Source organism: Haloarcula marismortui ATCC 43049, from assembly GCF_000011085.1.
GTDB classification, from domain to species: Archaea; Halobacteriota; Halobacteria; order Halobacteriales; family Haloarculaceae; genus Haloarcula; species Haloarcula marismortui.
The window spans coordinates 998,662-1,015,085 of sequence record NC_006396.1 but is presented as its reverse complement, the minus strand read 5'-3'; the positions used below and the strand labels follow the sequence as shown (position 1 = coordinate 1,015,085).

General features: G+C 62.9%; 20 protein-coding genes. 8 read left to right on the top strand and 12 right to left on the bottom strand.

All coding sequences use genetic code 11. The features are described 5' to 3' along the window. The first annotated feature begins 126 nt into the window (after positions 1-126). Positions 127-975, top strand: a complete 849-nt coding sequence (locus RR_RS09060; protein ID WP_049938860.1) for a class 1 fructose-bisphosphatase — start codon at positions 127-129, stop codon at positions 973-975. Between the two features lie 19 nt (positions 976-994). On the opposite strand, the gene RR_RS09055 is transcribed toward RR_RS09060, so the two are convergent. The 3 genes from RR_RS09055 to RR_RS09045 are packed head-to-tail and all read right to left on the bottom strand — an operon-like array spanning position 995 to position 4,791. Beyond that, positions 995-1,744 (bottom strand): metallophosphoesterase, encoded by a 750-nt coding sequence (locus tag RR_RS09055; protein ID WP_011223459.1) that lies wholly within the window; start codon positions 1,742-1,744, stop codon positions 995-997. A 48-nt stretch (positions 1,745-1,792) separates the two neighbouring features. Further along, complete coding sequence (locus tag RR_RS09050) at positions 1,793-3,514, bottom strand: hypothetical protein (protein WP_011223458.1); 1,722 nt, start codon at positions 3,512-3,514, stop codon at positions 1,793-1,795. Next, complete coding sequence (locus RR_RS09045) at positions 3,511-4,791, bottom strand: Single-stranded DNA binding protein (protein WP_011223457.1); 1,281 nt, start codon at positions 4,789-4,791, stop codon at positions 3,511-3,513. Before RR_RS09045 ends, RR_RS09050 begins: the two co-directional genes overlap by 4 nt. A gap of 243 nt (positions 4,792-5,034) precedes the next feature. On the opposite strand from RR_RS09045, the gene RR_RS09040 reads away from it, so the two are divergent. Further along, positions 5,035-5,493, top strand: a complete 459-nt coding sequence (locus RR_RS09040; RefSeq protein WP_007190139.1) for a hypothetical protein — start codon at positions 5,035-5,037, stop codon at positions 5,491-5,493. A gap of 44 nt (positions 5,494-5,537) precedes the next feature. Beyond that, the gene (locus tag RR_RS09035) at positions 5,538-6,197 is read left to right on the top strand and encodes a 2,5-diamino-6-(ribosylamino)-4(3H)-pyrimidinone 5'-phosphate reductase (RefSeq protein ID WP_011223456.1); all 660 of its coding nucleotides are present in this window, start codon (positions 5,538-5,540) and stop codon (positions 6,195-6,197) included. Positions 6,198-6,213: 16 nt separating this feature from the next. Here the strand turns inward: RR_RS09035 and RR_RS09030 are convergent, their stop codons facing one another. Beyond that, positions 6,214-6,501 carry a DUF7545 family protein gene (locus RR_RS09030; RefSeq protein WP_004592488.1) on the bottom strand — a complete coding sequence of 96 codons (288 nt, stop codon included), beginning with the start codon at positions 6,499-6,501 and terminating at the stop codon, positions 6,214-6,216. Positions 6,502-6,563: 62 nt separating this feature from the next. After that, a complete protein-coding gene (locus RR_RS09025; RefSeq protein WP_007190140.1) occupies positions 6,564-7,613 on the bottom strand; it encodes an NAD(P)/FAD-dependent oxidoreductase in 1,050 nt (349 codons plus the stop codon). Positions 7,614-7,714: 101 nt separating this feature from the next. Between RR_RS09025 and RR_RS09020 the strand changes: the two genes are divergently transcribed. The 3 genes from RR_RS09020 to RR_RS22790 all read left to right on the top strand — a co-directional run bounded on the left by RR_RS09020 (position 7,715) and on the right by RR_RS22790 (position 9,879). Continuing rightward, positions 7,715-7,999: a DUF357 domain-containing protein gene (locus RR_RS09020; RefSeq protein ID WP_004960922.1), complete on the top strand. Its 285-nt coding sequence runs from the start codon at positions 7,715-7,717 to the stop codon at positions 7,997-7,999. A 658-nt stretch (positions 8,000-8,657) separates the two neighbouring features. Beyond that, positions 8,658-9,626 (top strand): transcription initiation factor IIB, encoded by a 969-nt coding sequence (locus tag RR_RS09015; RefSeq protein WP_007190141.1) that lies wholly within the window; start codon positions 8,658-8,660, stop codon positions 9,624-9,626. A 73-nt stretch (positions 9,627-9,699) separates the two neighbouring features. Then, positions 9,700-9,879, top strand: coding sequence for a hypothetical protein (locus RR_RS22790; RefSeq protein WP_004515550.1), 180 nt, complete (start codon positions 9,700-9,702; stop codon positions 9,877-9,879). Here RR_RS22790 and RR_RS09005 read toward each other — a convergent pair whose 3' ends face one another. From RR_RS09005 to RR_RS08990, 5 genes are all read right to left on the bottom strand, one after another. Beyond that, complete coding sequence (locus RR_RS09005; protein WP_011223454.1) at positions 9,880-10,284, bottom strand: translation initiation factor IF-2 subunit beta; 405 nt, start codon at positions 10,282-10,284, stop codon at positions 9,880-9,882. 52 nt (positions 10,285-10,336) lie between these two features. Beyond that, entirely contained in the window at positions 10,337-10,510 is a 174-nt protein-coding gene (locus RR_RS22370) for a DUF7556 family protein (protein ID WP_154021034.1), read from the bottom strand. 198 nt (positions 10,511-10,708) lie between these two features. After that, complete coding sequence (thyX, locus tag RR_RS09000) at positions 10,709-11,452, bottom strand: FAD-dependent thymidylate synthase (protein WP_007190143.1); 744 nt, start codon at positions 11,450-11,452, stop codon at positions 10,709-10,711. Between the two features lie 82 nt (positions 11,453-11,534). Continuing rightward, positions 11,535-12,194, bottom strand: a complete 660-nt coding sequence (locus RR_RS08995; protein ID WP_007190144.1) for an RAD55 family ATPase — start codon at positions 12,192-12,194, stop codon at positions 11,535-11,537. A gap of 10 nt (positions 12,195-12,204) precedes the next feature. Beyond that, positions 12,205-12,789, bottom strand: coding sequence for a response regulator transcription factor (locus RR_RS08990; protein ID WP_007190145.1), 585 nt, complete (start codon positions 12,787-12,789; stop codon positions 12,205-12,207). Between the two features lie 122 nt (positions 12,790-12,911). Here RR_RS08990 and RR_RS08985 point away from each other — a divergent pair, with 122 nt between their 5' ends. Continuing rightward, positions 12,912-13,487: an MBL fold metallo-hydrolase gene (locus RR_RS08985; RefSeq protein WP_011223453.1), complete on the top strand. Its 576-nt coding sequence runs from the start codon at positions 12,912-12,914 to the stop codon at positions 13,485-13,487. A 23-nt stretch (positions 13,488-13,510) separates the two neighbouring features. On the opposite strand, the gene RR_RS08980 is transcribed toward RR_RS08985, so the two are convergent. Both RR_RS08980 and RR_RS08975 read right to left on the bottom strand, forming a co-directional pair. Continuing rightward, complete coding sequence (locus RR_RS08980; protein WP_011223452.1) at positions 13,511-14,335, bottom strand: ATPase; 825 nt, start codon at positions 14,333-14,335, stop codon at positions 13,511-13,513. Then, a complete protein-coding gene (locus tag RR_RS08975; RefSeq protein WP_004960968.1) occupies positions 14,332-14,655 on the bottom strand; it encodes a DUF5827 family protein in 324 nt (107 codons plus the stop codon). Before RR_RS08975 ends, RR_RS08980 begins: the two co-directional genes overlap by 4 nt. 27 nt (positions 14,656-14,682) lie before the next feature. Here RR_RS08975 and RR_RS08970 point away from each other — a divergent pair, with 27 nt between their 5' ends. After that, positions 14,683-16,410 carry a histidine kinase N-terminal 7TM domain-containing protein gene (locus RR_RS08970; RefSeq protein WP_011223451.1) on the top strand — a complete coding sequence of 576 codons (1,728 nt, stop codon included), beginning with the start codon at positions 14,683-14,685 and terminating at the stop codon, positions 16,408-16,410. Positions 16,411-16,424: the final 14 nt, after the last annotated feature.

Below are 16,424 nucleotides of genomic sequence, written 5' to 3'. Positions count from 1 at the left end.
TCGTTCCCCATCGGTAACCAGAGCACTGCGGGCGTTGCGGGGGAGAACGGGTACAGCCTTATGTCGTTGCCCTGGGATATGTGGAATCATGACCGACGCCTGTGCAACTGCGGCCGGTGATGGCCTGTGAACACGCTTGATGAGATCGAACGGGCGGTAAAGGACACGGCCCACTACGTTAGCGGGAACCTGGCGAACTACGCCAACAGAGCCGCTGGCGAGAACCCGAGTGGGGAGCAACAGGTCGGTGGCGACGTGTGGGCCGATGACCTGTTTTTCGACGCACTCGCGTACATCGACGGCATCGGCGCGTACGCGAGCGAGGAACGTAGCGACGTGGTCGACTGTGGCGAGGGCTACAGCATCGCCATCGACCCGCTCGATGGCTCCTCGAACCTCGCCTCGAACAACTCCGTGGGGACGATAATCGGGGTCTACGACGCTGAACTGCCCGCGGCGGGCCGGGAAATGGTCGCATCGCTGATGGTGCTGTACGGCCCATACACGACGCTGACAATCGCCCGGTCCGACCGCGATGTCGTTCAGGAGCACCTCCTCCGGGATGGGCACAGCGAGCGCTGGGGCCAGTTCGAACTGCCAGCAGAGGCGACTGTTGTCGGGTTAGCGGGCAAGACTGGCGAGCGAAGCGACGCGTTCAACGACATCGCCCAGTCCTTCGAGCGGGACCTGAAGCTCCGCTACGGCGGCGCGACCGTCGCCGACCTGGCACAGGTGCTCGAATACGGCGGGCTGTTCGGGTATCCGGTGACGTCGGGGTATCCAAACGGCAAGCTCCGGGTCCACTTCGAATCAGCGCCGCTCGCGTACCTCGTCGAGGCTGCCGGTGGGGCCTCTAGCGACGGCTCGCAGTCGTTGCTCGACGTTGAACCGGACGGTATCCACGACCGGACGCCGACGTTCCTCGGGAACGCAGAACTGGTCGACGAACTCGAAGCGGCGCTTTCGGAAACATAGGCGGGTACAGAACGCTGGCTCAGACCTGTCGGTAGGCCCCTAACCGCGTGCCATCAAGCAGGAACGCCTCGGTATCCGCCATGCCCTCGGGCAGGAACGGGGCGAGGAACTCCTGGCCGTCGACGTTGACCCACGTCCCGCCGGAGCGGTCGTTAAACGCCGGAAAGACGACGATGTCCGGCGCGTTCTCGACTGGTTGGTCGAACTGTTCGGCAAAGGGCTCAGTCACCAGCGAGCCGCGGAGCCAGGCCCGCTCCTTCTGGGCCCCACCGACGCTGTCTTCGAGTCGGACGACGGGATGTTCGTGGCCGACACAGACGACGTCGGCTTCGAGCACGTCCGGCGCGGGCCAGGTGTGGCCGTGGGCGAACCCGACCGAACCGAGACGGGTTCCATGTCCCGGTGTTACCTCAACATCGGCGTCGAGGTCAGACAAGACTGGCTCCAGACCGCCGTCGTGATTCCCTTTCACCAGTGTCACGGGCACGTCAAGGGCGTCGAACAGCGTTTCGAGCTCCGCTCGCTCGTCTGCGAACGGGTCGCCGATGGCGTGGCCCAGGTCGCCGATGACGACCAGCCGGTCGGCCCGGGCGCGTCTCAGGCATGTCAGCAACCGCTCCCGGCGGGCCTCGGCGGCCGACTGGAGTTCGACCCCCTCGTACCTCAGTCCTGCTTCGATGCCGGCGTGATAATCGGCCACCGCCAGCAGTCGCTCTCCGTCGGTGTCGACTGTGGCCGCTGGAACGCCGGGAAGCGGTTCGACACGCATCTGCGCTCGGTTGGGTCGCAGGGGAGAAAAGGACCGCGGCTCGGTGCGTCAGATGGGTGTGAGCTTGCCGTCCTCGGGCTCGTAGCAGCGTCCGCCCATCAACGCGTCTTGGATGGCGTCCTCGACGGCATCGGCGTCCGCGCCGTGGCGGCTCACGACCGTCGAGCGGAGTTCCTCGCGGTCGGCCCCACTGCCGTCGTCGAGGTCATCCATGACCGCCATGACGGCGTCTTCGAGGTCCACGTCCTCGGTAGGCGCGTCCTCGCTCGCCGACTCGTCTGGTGTGGTCTCGTCGGCTGCGGCGTCGGTCGCTGTTTCGGGCGTCTCGGCGGGTGCGTCGCTTGTGGCCGCGTCAGCGGTCGGCTCGGGGGACTCATCGCCGGCCGGTGCACCGGGCGAACCGGGTGCGGGCTCGGCGTCGGCGGCGTCTGCGGGCGCGCCCTCCTGGGCCGCGTCGGCCAGTTCTTCGTGGTCCGGCGTCTCGATGTCGGCCTCGCCGGGCTCATCCACTTCCGTCCCGCTCTGGAAGTCAGTGCCGTACTCCTGTTCGATTTCCTCGCGTTCGTCCTCGTCCAGTTCGAACTCGGTGTCGAAGTCGCCGAGGTCACCGCCGTCGTCGGGTTCGGACGACGACTCCGGTTCGTCCTGTCCCATCGCGTCGGCGTCGGTCACCGGCTCACTCGACACCGGTGGTTCGTCCACGGGCTCGCTCTGTTCAGGCGTCGAGGACACGTCCTCACCCACGGACTCTCCCGGCGTGGTTTCGTCGGCTGCGGCGTCGGTCGCTGTCTCGGGCGTCTCGACGGGTGCGTCACTCGCGGCCGCGCCGGCGTCTGGCTCTGTCGACTCGTCGCCGGCCGGTGCGCCGGGCGAACCGGGCGCGGGCTCGGCGTCGGCAGCGTCTGCGGGCGCACCTTTTTCCGCCGCGTCGGCCACCTCTTCGTCTGTCGTCGGCTCAGTAGCGCCGGAGTCGGTTGCCGTCGCGTCTCCCTCTGCGTCCTCAGTCGCCGTCTCCGGGGTGGAAACGTCAGTATCGAGGTCGAGAGAGGCAAGGAGCGGAATCGGGTCGTCGGTCCCGTCGTCTGGTGACAACGACAGCCCTTGCGCCTCGTCCGTGTCGTCGGCGACGACGCGAGCGGCGTCGAGCGCCGTCGTCCGGAGCGCGTCGAGGTAGTCGCCGGTCGTGCCGTAGTGGTCTAGCGCGAGCGTGATGCCGGCCGCGGCGCTCTCGTCGATGCCCCGGTCGAGTAACGCAAGGCGGAGTTCGTCGCCGGCTAAACCGGCCTGTTTCGCGCTGGCCATCTGTCCGATGCGCGAGACGGTCTGCTCGGCGGCCTGAACGACCCAACGGTCCCGCGTATCCGCGTCAACCTCGCTGATGCTCTCGGGTCGCACCGAAGTGAACACCCGGTCGCTGTCGTCGGGCTGGAAGGTGCGAGCCTTGCCCGTGACGGCGACGAACATCGGCGGGTCAGCGGCTTCGAGGAAGGCCAGCTCGTCGGGCTGATACTGACCAGCGTAGATGACGAACGGGCCGGTCGGGTCCACGACGCGAGCGCGCAACACGTCGTCGTTGACCTGTTCGAGTTCGGTGAGAACGCCAACGAGGAACAGCCGGTTGACCCGCGCGCCGGTCGGCGTGACGACGTAGTTCGGGGCCCGTTCCTCGTCGGATTCGGAGTACGAGAAGTCGGCGTCATCGAACTCCGCGGCGAACAGTCGATGGGCGACCTCCCGGCGGCCGGGGCCGCTGTCTCCGGATTCGCTCATGTGTCTGCCTCCTGTAGCAGGGCCTGCGCACGCGTCGCCGGGTCGTCGTCGGCCTCGGCGAAGGTCGAGGCAGTGAGGTTCGCGCCGTACTCGTCGACCGACAGCGACCCGCGGACGACGTACTCGCGGCCGACGATGCGGTCGCTGATGCGCTCGGCGACGACCTCTTTATCCATCGCATCGCGGGCGTGCTCGCGGGCGTCGTCGAGGTCGCCACCGTACACGCGGGCGGTGAGTTCGTCATCGAGCACCGCGGTGACGGTGTCGGTGCCGTCGTCGAGGATGGCCTTCGTCCGCAGGTCGTCCTCGCCTTCGACCGCACCGTGGGAGCGACACTGGCCGTTCTGGATGACGCGGCCACACTCCGGACAGCGCTCGATGAGGCCGGAGCCGTCCCGCACCTCGATGACATTGCCGGCCAGTTCCACGTCGAACAGGCCGCCGCTCTCGACGGCCTCACGGACTGACAACCGCGGTGCGTCTTCAGTGACGCCGACCGTGCGGTCCAGCGCGGTCACCGCGGAGAACTCCGAGACGTTCACCGATGGCGCACCACGGAACTCACGGACGAACGTCTCGTCGAGGCGCACGGACGCCCCTTCCTCGATTTCGTCGTGGGGATCCCAGTCGGTAAACGGGAGCCGCCCGCTCTCGTCGCCGAGGACACCGCTGAGAATCGTCGTTTCGCCGTCGCGGCCGTCGATGACCTTCTGCTCGCATTCCAGTACCTGCACCTCGACAGTGATGCCGCGGTCACCGGGCGCGAGGTCCTGCAGCGCGGCGCGGCCGCCCACATCGTAGTCGATGTCGAGCGTTTCGTCGACGACTTCGGGGTCGGTGCTGTCGCCCAGATTAAGCTCCGGCTGGCCGTCCCACTCGCGGACGCCGGCGTTGCCGAGCTGGACGGTCTGGCCGGGCTGGAGGTCGCCCGAGAAGCCGTCCCACGCCGTGTAGGATATCTTTCCCGTTTCGTCGGCGAGTTCGCCCTCGCGGATGACGTGCTGTTCCCCGTTGTACTGGATAGACCGGCGACCCGACGTGAGCACCACGGCGGTGACTGTCACGTTCGAGTCTTCGGTCGAAACCTCGTTGATGGCCTTGCTTGACGGCGTGCTATCGCCGCCCGAGCTGCCATCGCCATACTTCCGTCTGAGGCTTTGCTTAGCCTCGTCCATCGGGACGGAGTAGTTCACGAGGTTTTCCAGGTCGCGTGTGACCTCCTCTTTGTCAACACCGAGGTCGGAGGCGAGCTCCTCGGCATGGTCTTCGAGAGACATCGACTGACGGTTCGACGGGAGCACTCAAAAGCGTTTTCGGCCAGCCGTGCAGGGTACAGCCGTCGATACCTGTTTGAAATCGCCCAAAATTCTTATTTATGATACTGTAATCTCTCAGCATATGCTCCCTGACCGAGTTAGTGCATTTCAAACGGCCGAAAATTCCGCTACTGGCCACGTCAAGCTAACCGGACAGAAAGTTATTGTCACTGATAGCGAGTGTGGGCATAGGGGAGCCTGACCATGGGGAGCGTGTTCGGGTCGAAGCCGTCAGAGGCCCACGTCATCTGGCGGAGTGGCCGGAACAACGACGGCAAAAAGAAGTTCGATTTCGAGTATCTGGAACTGTGGGCCGCCCATTTCGGCGTCGACTTCGAGCAGTGGACCCGCGTTGACCACGACCGTGCGGACGAACCTCGCGAGCAGTTCGCCTGCGTGTTCCGCTGGTCGAAAAGCGGGGGACAGGAACTCTCCGTCGGCGACGAGGAGTGGACGATGGGCTCACAGCGCAAGCCCCGTACGTTCGTTGAAATCGACGAGGAAGGGGTGGTTCGACTCCGTGGCTGGAACAGTGAGACGACGCTTGACGTCGATGAACTGGTGCTGAAAAAGACGGTGCTAAAGCTGAAAACCGCCGATGGTACGGTAAAGAAACTCGACGTCCGGAAGCTCTCGAAGCGTCCCGAGACAACATCTTCCTGACTGTAACCCAAAAGCCGTTTGACGTGTCGCCGGCACGAACGAGTATGCACGTCATCGTCAACGCCGCCATGAGTGTGGACGGGAAACTCTCTTCTCGCCGCCGCGAACAGATAGCTATCTCCGGCCCGGACGACTTCGACCGCGTCGACCAGCTCAGAGCCGACAGCGACGCGGTGATGGTCGGCGTCGGCACAATTCTCGCCGATGACCCTTCGCTGACCGTCGACGACGCCGACCGCCGCGCCGCTCGGGCCGAGCGTGGCGACCCCGAAAACCCCGCGCGCGTCATCGCTGACTCCCGTATCCGCACGCCGCCGGACGCCACAGTGCTTGACGGCCGCGCACAGACCTACCTCCTCGTTAGCGAAGCCGCGCCACCGGACTTCATCGAGGAGATGGAAGACGCCGGCGCGTACGTCATCGCCGCCGGGCAGGACCGGGTCGACCTGACGACGACGCTTGCAAAGCTGGAAGGCGATGGCATCGACCAGCTCATGGTCGAAGGTGGCGGCGAACTCATCTTCAGCCTGTTGGAGGAGGCGCTGGTCGACGAACTGTTCGTCTACGTTGGTCCGAAGGTTATCGGCGGCCGGGACGCGCCGACGCTGGCCGACGGCGACGGCTTCATCGAGGACTTCCCGGAGCCGGAGCTAGCCGACGTCGAACGGGTCGACGACGGCGTGGTGCTACACTGGCAGTTCTAAGAACTGGCCGACAGAATTAGTGGTCGTGGCCGGTCAGCTCGGCGAAGGACTGGCCGAAGCGCTCTTCGAACAGTTCGCTGGTTTCCTCTTCGAGCGCGACGATCTGCTCGTCCGGCTCGCCCTGCGCGTGGTGGACAGCGCTGTGAATCCGCTGGGTCATGCCGAACATCGCGATGTCGCCGACGACCTGCGGGTCCGTCTCGTCCGGTGACTCGCGGAGGATGTCCACGAGTTCGCTCGGAACTGTGAGTTCGTCGGTCTCTTCGCCGTCGTCAATAGTCAGCGTGACAGTGTCTGTTGCCATGCGGTTTACTCCGGGGGCTATCCTAAAGGGTCTGTGGATGTGAGAACGGAGAAACAGGCGCGCTAGTCGTCGGCTTCTGCGGCGGCTTCGGACTCTGCCTCTGCGGTAGCTTCGGCCTGTGCTTCGAGGTACTCGTCAGCGTCGATGGCGGCTTTACAGCCCATCCCGGCAGCGGTGACGGCCTGCTGGTAGTGGTAGTCGACCACGTCGCCGGCACCGAAGATACCGTCCACGTCGGTGGCGGTCTGGTCGCCGCCGGTGCCGCCGTGGGTCTGGATGTACCCGGTATCGTCCAGCTCGACGCCGGTGTCTCCGAGGTAGTCGGTGTTAGGCGTGTGACCGATGGCAATAAAGACGGCACCAACGTCGAAGTCGAAGGTTTCGGTCCCGTCGGCGTCGAGCTTCTCGCTGGGATGGCCCTCGTCGTTCTGTGCGAGGGTGACGTGGTCGACGCCGTCCTCGGGGGAGCCGTGCATTTCCAGCAGCTCGGTGTTGCGCATGATCTCGATTTCGCCCTCGTCGACCTTCTGCTGGACGCGGTCGATCCAGTAGTCCTCGGCGCGGAACTCTTCGCGGCGGTGCGCGATGTAGACGGTGTCAGCGAACTTCGTGAGGAAGTGGGCCTCCTCCATGGCTGCGTCGCCGCCGCCGACGACGAGCATGTCTTCGCCACGGAAAAACGCGCCGTCGCAGGTCGCACACGTCGAGACGCCGTAGCCCATGAGTTCGTCCTCGCCGGGGACGCCCAGCGTGCGGGCGCTGGCTCCGGAGGCGGCGATGAAGGCGTCGCAGGTGTACACGTCGCCGTTTGACAGCTCTACGCGGAACGGCCGCTCGCTGTCGTCGATGTCGGCGACGATACCGTGTTCCAGCTCAGCGCCGAAGCGCTCAGCCTGCTCTTTCATATTGTTGATGAGGTCCGGCCCGGAGAGGCCCTCCGGGAAGCCGGGGAAGTTCTCGACTTCACTAGTCAGCGTGAGCTGCCCACCGGGTTCGTCACCTTCGAGAACGAGTGGGTCGTTGTTGCTCCTGGCGGCGTAGATGGCCGCTGTCAGTCCCGCTGCGCCCGTGCCAGCGACGATGAGTCGTCGGTGTTCGACCGATTCTGTCATTAGCCAAGTTAGACTACCGGGCCGTATTTAGCTTGTGTTGTCGTGCGCCGAACGCGGGCTGGGACGACACGCTTAGGCCGCTGCCACCGTTCGCTGAGGGTATGGCTGCCGATATCGAAGAGAAGACTGACCGCTACGAAGGACTACTCGCGGAGGCACTTGATGCGGCATCAGTCGCACCCCCTGAAGGGACACCGATGCACAATGCCGCCTTGGAGTGCGAGGAGATGGCGTCAGCGTATCTTGAAGATGGGCGTCACTTCAGGGACGACGACGACCTCGTGAACGCCTTAGCGTCGTTCTCGTACGGGCACGCGTGGCTGGACGCAGGCGCACGTATCGGGCTCTTTGACGTGCCAACTGAGGGGCATCTGTTCACTGTCTGAAACCGCGGCCAGATGGATCTGTGGTTGGCGCTCACAGAGAGCTGTCTGTCCGTCTACTACTATCTGTTCGAACCGCAGGTCGCTGCCCTACTGCGAAACGGCCCCTCGCTCCAGTCGCACGATGACGTTCGTTGCGGCACTTGAGTTCGGTGGCCTTGTGGTCTGGGTCGCCCCCGATTAATCGGTCGCGGGCCGCTCCAGTGACAGGGCGTCATCATCACCGTATGTACCTATCTGGTATACAACCGTAGCTAAGCTGTGTTACTCGGTAACATCGCTTTTTACATCATATCACTCCCTCACGATGTGCGGAACCACACTGTGACTCCCGCTGACCCGGTAATTTCGGGACCCACTCGCCGTTCTCGACTGAACTGGAATGACTGGAGCAAGGTGTGGGCTGGTCGTTCAGCGCTGCACCGACGGAGTCACACGGCGTTGCAGTCCCCCGATTATGCGTTATGTCCGGGCGTTGGCGGCCACCGTCAACTTTATACATCCCTATATCGGGACATGCTATACCCTACCACGCCGCTGTACTGCGGTTTATGCCAGAAGCCGGCAAAAGATTTATATACTTTACGGACTAACTATAGGGTAAGACAAATCCCCAATCAGTCTTAAAATTTCTGCACCCGGCAGAACAGGACTTCCAATCATGAGTGAATCAACAACGCGGACAAGCACACGAGAACGAGACGAGAAAATCACCGAATCGACGGAACAGGAGGCTGTAGAGACCTGTCCCGAATGTAGTGGCAACGTCGTTACGGATACCGAGCACGGCGAAACAGTCTGTGAAGACTGTGGGCTGGTCGTTGAGGAAGACGAGATCGACCGCGGGCCGGAATGGCGTGCGTTCAATTCCGCCGAGAAGGACCGCAAGTCCCGCGTCGGCGCGCCGACGACGAACATGATGCACGACAAGGGTCTCTCGACGAACATCGGCTGGCAGAACAAGGACGCCTACGGGCGCTCCCTCTCCAGCGAACAGCGCCAGAAGATGCAGCGGCTCCGGACCTGGAACGAACGGTTCCGGACCCGTGACTCCAAGGAGCGCAATCTCAAGCAGGCACTGGGCGAAATCGACCGTATGGCCTCTGCGCTGGGGCTCCCCCAGAACGTCCGTGAGACATCCAGCGTCATCTACCGCCGCGCACTCGGTGACGACCTCCTTCCGGGTCGCTCTATCGAGGGCGTTGCGACCGCTGCGCTGTACGCGGCCGCTCGCATGGCCGGGAACCCCCGGTCGCTGGACGAGATGGCCCGTGTCTCCCGCGTCGAAAAGATGGAGCTCACACGGACCTACCGCTACATTGTCCGGGAACTCAGTCTCGAAGTTCAGCCGGCGGACCCGGAACACTACCTCCCACGGTTCATCTCCGACCTGGACCTCAGTGAGGAGACCCAGCGACAGGCACGGGACCTCGTCGAAGGTGCTCGTCAGTCGGGGATGCTCTCCGGCAAATCGCCGGTCGGCATCGCCGCTGCGGCCGTCTACGCCGCCGCGTTGCTGACCAACGAGAAGGTCACACAGAGCCAGGTCAGCGACGTCGCTGACATCTCTGAAGTGACCATCCGAAACCGATACAAGGAACTCCTCGAAGCCGAGGACCTTCCGGCCTGACGCTCGGATGAAGGCAGACTAATGGGGAGACGACAAGGCTTTTTATCATTGGCTATGTGTGTGAGTAACATACATGGAGGAAGCGTACGTGCGATTGCTCTGCCCTGAGTGTAAGAAAGACTGGGAGTCGACGCCGACAGACTTGCCGCGACACGACACGACGTTCCACTGCCCGAACTGTCACGCGAGCCATCGGCTCGCTGTTTTCACCCGTACAGAAAACGACTTGCAGACGCTGAAAGGACTGCAGTAACTACTCGCTCGTCGCCGAGCGTGCGCCACACGCCTCACAGCGGAGCAACAGCGCACCCTGTTCCCGCTCCAGTTGCGTGTCCGGCAGTCCACACTCCGAGCAGAGCACGAACTCGTCGACGTACTCGTCGATGGACGCCTCGATACGGGTGGCATCGAATTCACCGGTCAGGCGCACTCGACCGCTCTCGTCGATGTGGCCGCTCGTTCCGAGGTCGTTCTGGAGGAACTTCATCACGTGGTCGTCCTCGCGTCCAAGCCGGGAACACGTCGACTGGAAATTCTCGTAGACGGTGACGTTCCCCTCCTGTCGGATATCCGGGTCCGGGACCTCGAACCGCTCGCTTGTGCCATCAATCTCGGGCGTCTCTTCCATCGCCCGGTCAAGCATGTCGTCGTATTCCATACTCCTACGTCACAGAGCAGCCAACAAAAACTTTTCAGCCGGTGGTCGTCCGTTATCGCCAGGCTGTAAGTGTACAGGTCTCGTCCGCTACCATCGAAATCCAGGTGTCATCGTGGGCAATATCGGCGATGACGAACCGCTGCTGGCCGTCGACATCGTCGACAGCACACATCACATCAGACGCAGTTCCCGACCGACGGGTGGGACGTTCAACCTCGTAAGACACAATTGTTCATCTAGGATGTGCGGTAATGAATGTGTCGTACTCGTTTCGTCTTTTGATACTCTGAAACCCGGCCGTTTATGCAACAAAACGACTTGTGTCTTGCTATTGCCGTTGTGAGTATCAAGGTCGATTCAACAATTGTCGATGGTCGTAGCCGGAGACAGTCGCTCTGAACCGCCGAGAGAAGTGCCGGACCTGTCAGGGGGCGAGCCGGTTCTTGCGCCCCTTCATCTCCTGTTCGTAGTACTCGAAGGTCTTGGGACACCAGTCGGCCGCCAACTCGAGCATCTCCTCGGTCATCTCTCGGATCTCCCACTGTGCGTCCGCCGCGGCTCGCATATCCGCGACGTGCATCAGCATTCGGGCGTTCATCGACATCACGATGTTCACCTTGGTGCCGATTGGCAGTACGAACCGGGCGTCTTCCGGCGGCATTCCCAGCTCAAGCAGCTCCTGATACGATTCGACCGCCTGCTCGATGGTGTCTTTGAATATCTCCGCGCGTTCTTCGAACTCTTCGTCGGAGACGCTTGCCTTCTGCTGGTTCCGGCCGATCCAGTCCGGATCCGTCGCAGATGGCGGCGTCACGACCAGTTCCCCCTCGCGGACGGCTTCGGGGTCCACGTCGTCGAAGGAGACGTACCGCATCGACTGCACATCGAATGAGACGTGTCGGTGACGGGTGATCTGGGCCATACAGGAGCGGGAAACGCCTTCGACGGCGAAAGTCGCCTGCGCGTGTTCGAAGGGGCCGAAGTGGCCGTGGTCGAGGAGATGCCCGATGAGCGTCTCCTTTTTTTCCTCAAGCGAGTCTCCGTCGACCTCAGCCATCGTCGCTTCGAACGACTGGCTGCCGACGGAGGTGTCGCTGTAGTCGTTGCGTGCTGCCTTGCAGATAAGATCCTCGGGGTCGTCTGTGGCTTCGAGCAGCTTGACGTCCATATCGGGTGGGTGTCCCGGAGCGGCAAAATACTTCCTTCCCGGACCGACACGGGGTTCGGACCGCCTGTGGATGGGGACGTACTCAGATGTCCTGCCAGTCGGTCGGCTCGCCGGACAGCCCGAGTACGCGGGCCTCGCGGCCGCCGCCCTCGGCGTCGCGCACGTCGATCATCCCGTCGAACGCCTGCTTGATGACCTGCAGGGTCTGGTCGTCGTGGGCTCCCGAGTCGATGGTAAACACGCCGATGTAGCCAGCAGAGTCCAGCCGTGAGGACAGCACGTGACAGAACTTGAACACGGTCTTCTTGTCCGTGTAGGTCAGCATTGTCGACAGCGAGACGAGGGCGAGACGGCCCTGTTCGTTGCCGGCGTTGTGCAGCCCCTCAAGCGCCTTTGTGATACCGATACCGATGCCGGTGAGATCACCGGGCGAAGAGACGTGATGCGCGTGAGCGTTACCGATTACCTCCTCGTCCGTGCCACTCTCCCCCCGGCAGTCGATGACACCGAGCTGGGAGTCGTCGAGGTCGGGCACGAGCGACCGGAACTCCTCGACGACGCTGCCTGCGCCGTCACCGGTCGTCACGACCACCGCGCCGTCACCTCTGTCCAACCCGTCGGCGAGAATATCGTATGCGAGTCGTTCCTTCCCGCTCATTGCTGGGCCGGATATCAGGATGCTTGACCCTGGCCGGACCTCACTGAGCGCATCGAACTCTAGTACTGAGGTGAGATCATACATTGTTTGTCGCTCAGTTGTCTTCATCGTCGCTCAGTCCGCGAAGCGTTGCGATGAAATCGGAGTCGTCTTCGATGCCACCGAGTGTATCTGAGAGGTCGTCTCGCATCTCCGCGATTCGCTGGCTCAGCTCGTCGTACTGACTGCTTTCTGCCAGTTCCGCGCTCGATTTTGTCGCTTCGAGCGTCGCCTGCTTCTCGACGAGTGCGTAATACTCCTGCAGCAGCGAGTCGTATTCGGAGCGGTCGAGCAGATTGTCGACCGTCTCATGTAGCTGTTCGCTCCGGATCGGCTTCGAGAGGTATGCATCAAAACCCATCTCAAGAATATCGAAGTCCGGTTCGACAGCGGTGACCATTGCCACCCGACAGCCAAGATCACGCTCGCGAATGCGCTCAAGCACTTCGTCTCCAGAAAGTCCGGGCATCATCCGGTCGAGCAGCACCACATCGACATCCGCGTCCAGTTGCTCCAGGCCCTCGTCGCCGTTCTGTGCCATGCGGACCTCGTACTCCTGTTGCAGCCACAGTTTGTACGTCTCGGCAACATCTGGTTCATCTTCGACGATAAGCACCACAGGTAGGTCCGAATCTGACATAATGTTCTACTATCCCTCGTTTGCATATCCACGTACATAGCCCTGTGGGTGCGGGCGTGCAGCGCGTCTCGACCGGTAACAGAACGATACCCACATCCGGGACGACGGCAAATAGGCGGGTAATGATTCGAAATCTCGCCCGTGGGCAACAGGCCTTCACGAGCAACGTGTTCCTCGTCACTGGGGACCGAACTGTGCTGGTGGACGTCGGCAACGAATTCGACGTGGTGTCGACTGTCGAAGAGCACGTCGACGATATCGACGCTGTCGCCGTCACCCACACCCACTACGACCACGTCGAGAACCTCGACAGCGTCGTCGACGCCTTCGACGTACCGGTGTACGGCTACGATACGGATCAGGATGGCGTCGAGTACGCTATCGCCGACGATGAGACGATACAGCTAGGTGACCACGACTACCGGGCGCTGCACACGCCCGGCCACAAGAACGACCATCTCTGCTTCTACTCGGACGACGCCGGCGTCCTGTTCGCCGGCGACCTCGTGTTCGCTAACGGGAGCTTCGGCCGGACCGACCTCAACGAAGGCAACCGGGACCTGCTCGTCGACAGCATCGAGCGGGTGCTGTCGGTCACCGACGAGGACTTACAGGAGATGCACACCGGTCACGGACCCAGCATCACCGACGCGCCGTACCAGGACATCGAACTGGCGCTGCAGGCCGCGAAGTTCTGAGATCGCGGGACAGCGCACAGCTTTTAGTCGAACGCACAGGCCAGCAAGGCGTCGTAGGCGTGGTCGTACGCATCGGCGACAGCTGCCGGGTCACTGCGCTGCTCGCTGTCGAGCGCGGGGAGCCGTACTGCCGCGACCTGTTCGATGAGGTCGACGACGTTCGGCACTCGTTCCTCCAGTTGCCCGTCGCCGGGACCACCGGTGGCGATCTGACAGGCCTTGCTGTATCGGTCGCCGTCGTAGATGCGGGCTCGGCCGGGTTCGACGACGGCCACGGCATCTGGTTCGATACCTGACAGCGGCCGAGCCACATCGCCGTAGGATTCGATGACTGCCCGGTCCGTCGCTTCGATATCCGCGGCGACCGACTCCAGCGCCTCGACGTGCATCACCCGCATCAGGTCGTTGAAATCGGCGATCGAGGTTACTCGTGGCGCATCGGCAAGCGGGAGTCGCTCGGAAACGGACTCCGGAATGTCGACAGTCCCGTTGACGACATACTCGACGCCCGTTTCCGTACTCGGGCGGCCGACCCGGTCCACGACGAACTGCTGGTTTTCTTTCCCGAGCAGGCCCGTCTCGGCTCCCGGTGAGGGGTGCCAGAGGCGGTGAATCGGATTGATCTCTTCCGGTGCGACATCGCTCGGTGACGCGGCCGCGAGGCGCTTGGCGTCCTTGCCGTACAGCCGCCCCTCGTTTGTCGCTCGCTGATAGTCGTCGTGATCGAACCAGTAGTTGTTGCCCGCTCTGGGCTTGAACCCCTGAGCGCTGGTCCGTTCGAGCAGGCCGACGCTGAACGTGGTCTTGCCCGCGTCGACCCGGTCACTGCCGGCAACGAGGAGCTTCATGACTCAGCGAGGCCGTACAGCCCGACAACATCATCGTCCTGCGGGTCGGCGATCACGAGGTCGTCCTGATTGAAGATCATCCACGGGATCGCCCAGTCGATGAACACGGACTCGTTGGCCTCATTAAGTTGGGCATCTGCCGGGAGGCCCTGCAGCAGGCGGGCGATTTCCGGGATGGTGTACAGTTTGTCGGGGTCGAGAATGTCCGCGGGCTCGTGGAGCTCGAACGACAGTATCTCGTCGAACTCCTGCTTGTCGACAGGCATACCCGCCGGTATGCCGAGCGAGTGTGTAAACCCCTCGAACTGGGCGGAACCCATTTACTCGCTGGGCCGGATTATACGGTAATGGCCACGCTGCTCGTTGCGTACGCCTTTCTCCTGCTGGCTGTGGCCGTTGTCCTCGGGACGCTGTCGGTGTACGCATGGGGGCGGCGCGACTACAGCGGCGGGACCGCACTCGCGGTTCTGCTCGCCGGCCTCTCGATATGGGACCTCTGTGCTGCGGCCGGTGTTCTGACACGCGGAACCGAGTTGGCGCTGCTTTTCGCGTACGGCGTGTTCGTCGGTGTGATGCCCGCGATGGCCGGCCTGTTCGCATTCGCGCTGGCCTACACCGACCGCGACCGCTATCTCAGCCGGCGGACCGTCGCGCTACTGACTGTCGAACCCATCGTGTTCTTTGCTGCACTGTTTGTCGGCCCCGACGGCGCGATATACAGTATCTCTGGCCCGACAGACGCTGCTATGTACGGCTGGGAAATCATCGGCGGGCCTGTTTTCTGGGGCCATCTGGTGTACTCCTACGCACTTATCGCCGTGTCAAGTGCGCTCATCATCCACTACGCACTCGTTTCCGGCGGTCTGTACCGGAAGCAGGTGTACGCCGTCCTGCTGGCCATCGGCCTCCCGTGGTTCGGGAGCGTCCTCAGCATCTTCGGCGACACCAGCATCGAACTCACACCGCTGTTGCTGGCGGGCACTGGGCTCACCCTCTCGTGGGCGTTCTTCAGGGGGCGATTGCTGGACATCTCACCGGTCGCCTATCGAGAGGTCGTCGAGTCGCTCAACAGCGCCGTGTTCGTCGTCGACACGAACAGCAAGATAATCGAGGCCAATGACGCCGGCCGCCAGCTACTTCGAGAGGAGACTATCGTCGGCCAATCTGTCGAGGACGCGCTCGAAACGTCGCCCGAGCTACTGGAAAAGTACCGCGGTCTGAACGACGACGCCAAGGAAACACAGGCCGTTATCGAGCAGCGCGACCGGTTTTTCGATGTCCAGCTCACCCCGCTGTATGACTCCCGCGACACACTGGTCGGGCGCGTGTTTCTTGTCCACGAAATCACCGAACAAAAGCAGCGGGAGCGAGAACTCGAACGCCGGAACCAGCAGCTCGACCAGTTCGCCGCCGTCCTCTCACACGACCTTCGGAACCCACTGAGCGTGGCTTCGGGGCGACTGGCACTGGCCCGAGAACGCAATGACCCCGAGGAGTTCGACCGCGTCGAGGAAGCCCACGAACGGATGAGCAGCCTCATCGACGAGGTGCTCGCCTTCGCTCGCGACGAGAAGACGACCGACCGAGTCGAGCTACGGCTCTCGGCGCTGGCAAAGGCGGCCTGGGCCCACGTCGACACCGGCGAGGCAACGCTGCAAATCGACGGCGACAGAGAAATTACCGGCGACCGTGACCAACTTCTACAGCTGTTCGAAAACGTGGTTCGGAACGCCGTGGAGCATGGCTCCACAGGCGGTCGACCAGGGGGCGACGACAGTACCGAGCACGGGCACAGTCGGCCGGAATCCGACAACAGCGTAGAACCGGCGGGCACAGGAGTAACGATACGTGTTGACGCCACCTCGGACGGGTTCACAATCGGCGACGACGGCCCCGGTGTCCCACCCGAGGAACGGGAAGAGATATTCACACACGGCGTTACCAGCTCCGAGTCGGGAACCGGCCTCGGACTGGCAATCGTCCAGCACGTCGTCAAATCTCACGGGTGGGCCGTCGAGATGACCGAAAGCCGGTCCGGTGGCGCGAAACTCGTTGTTTCGGGGCTCGAAACGTAGTCGGTCCAATCGCC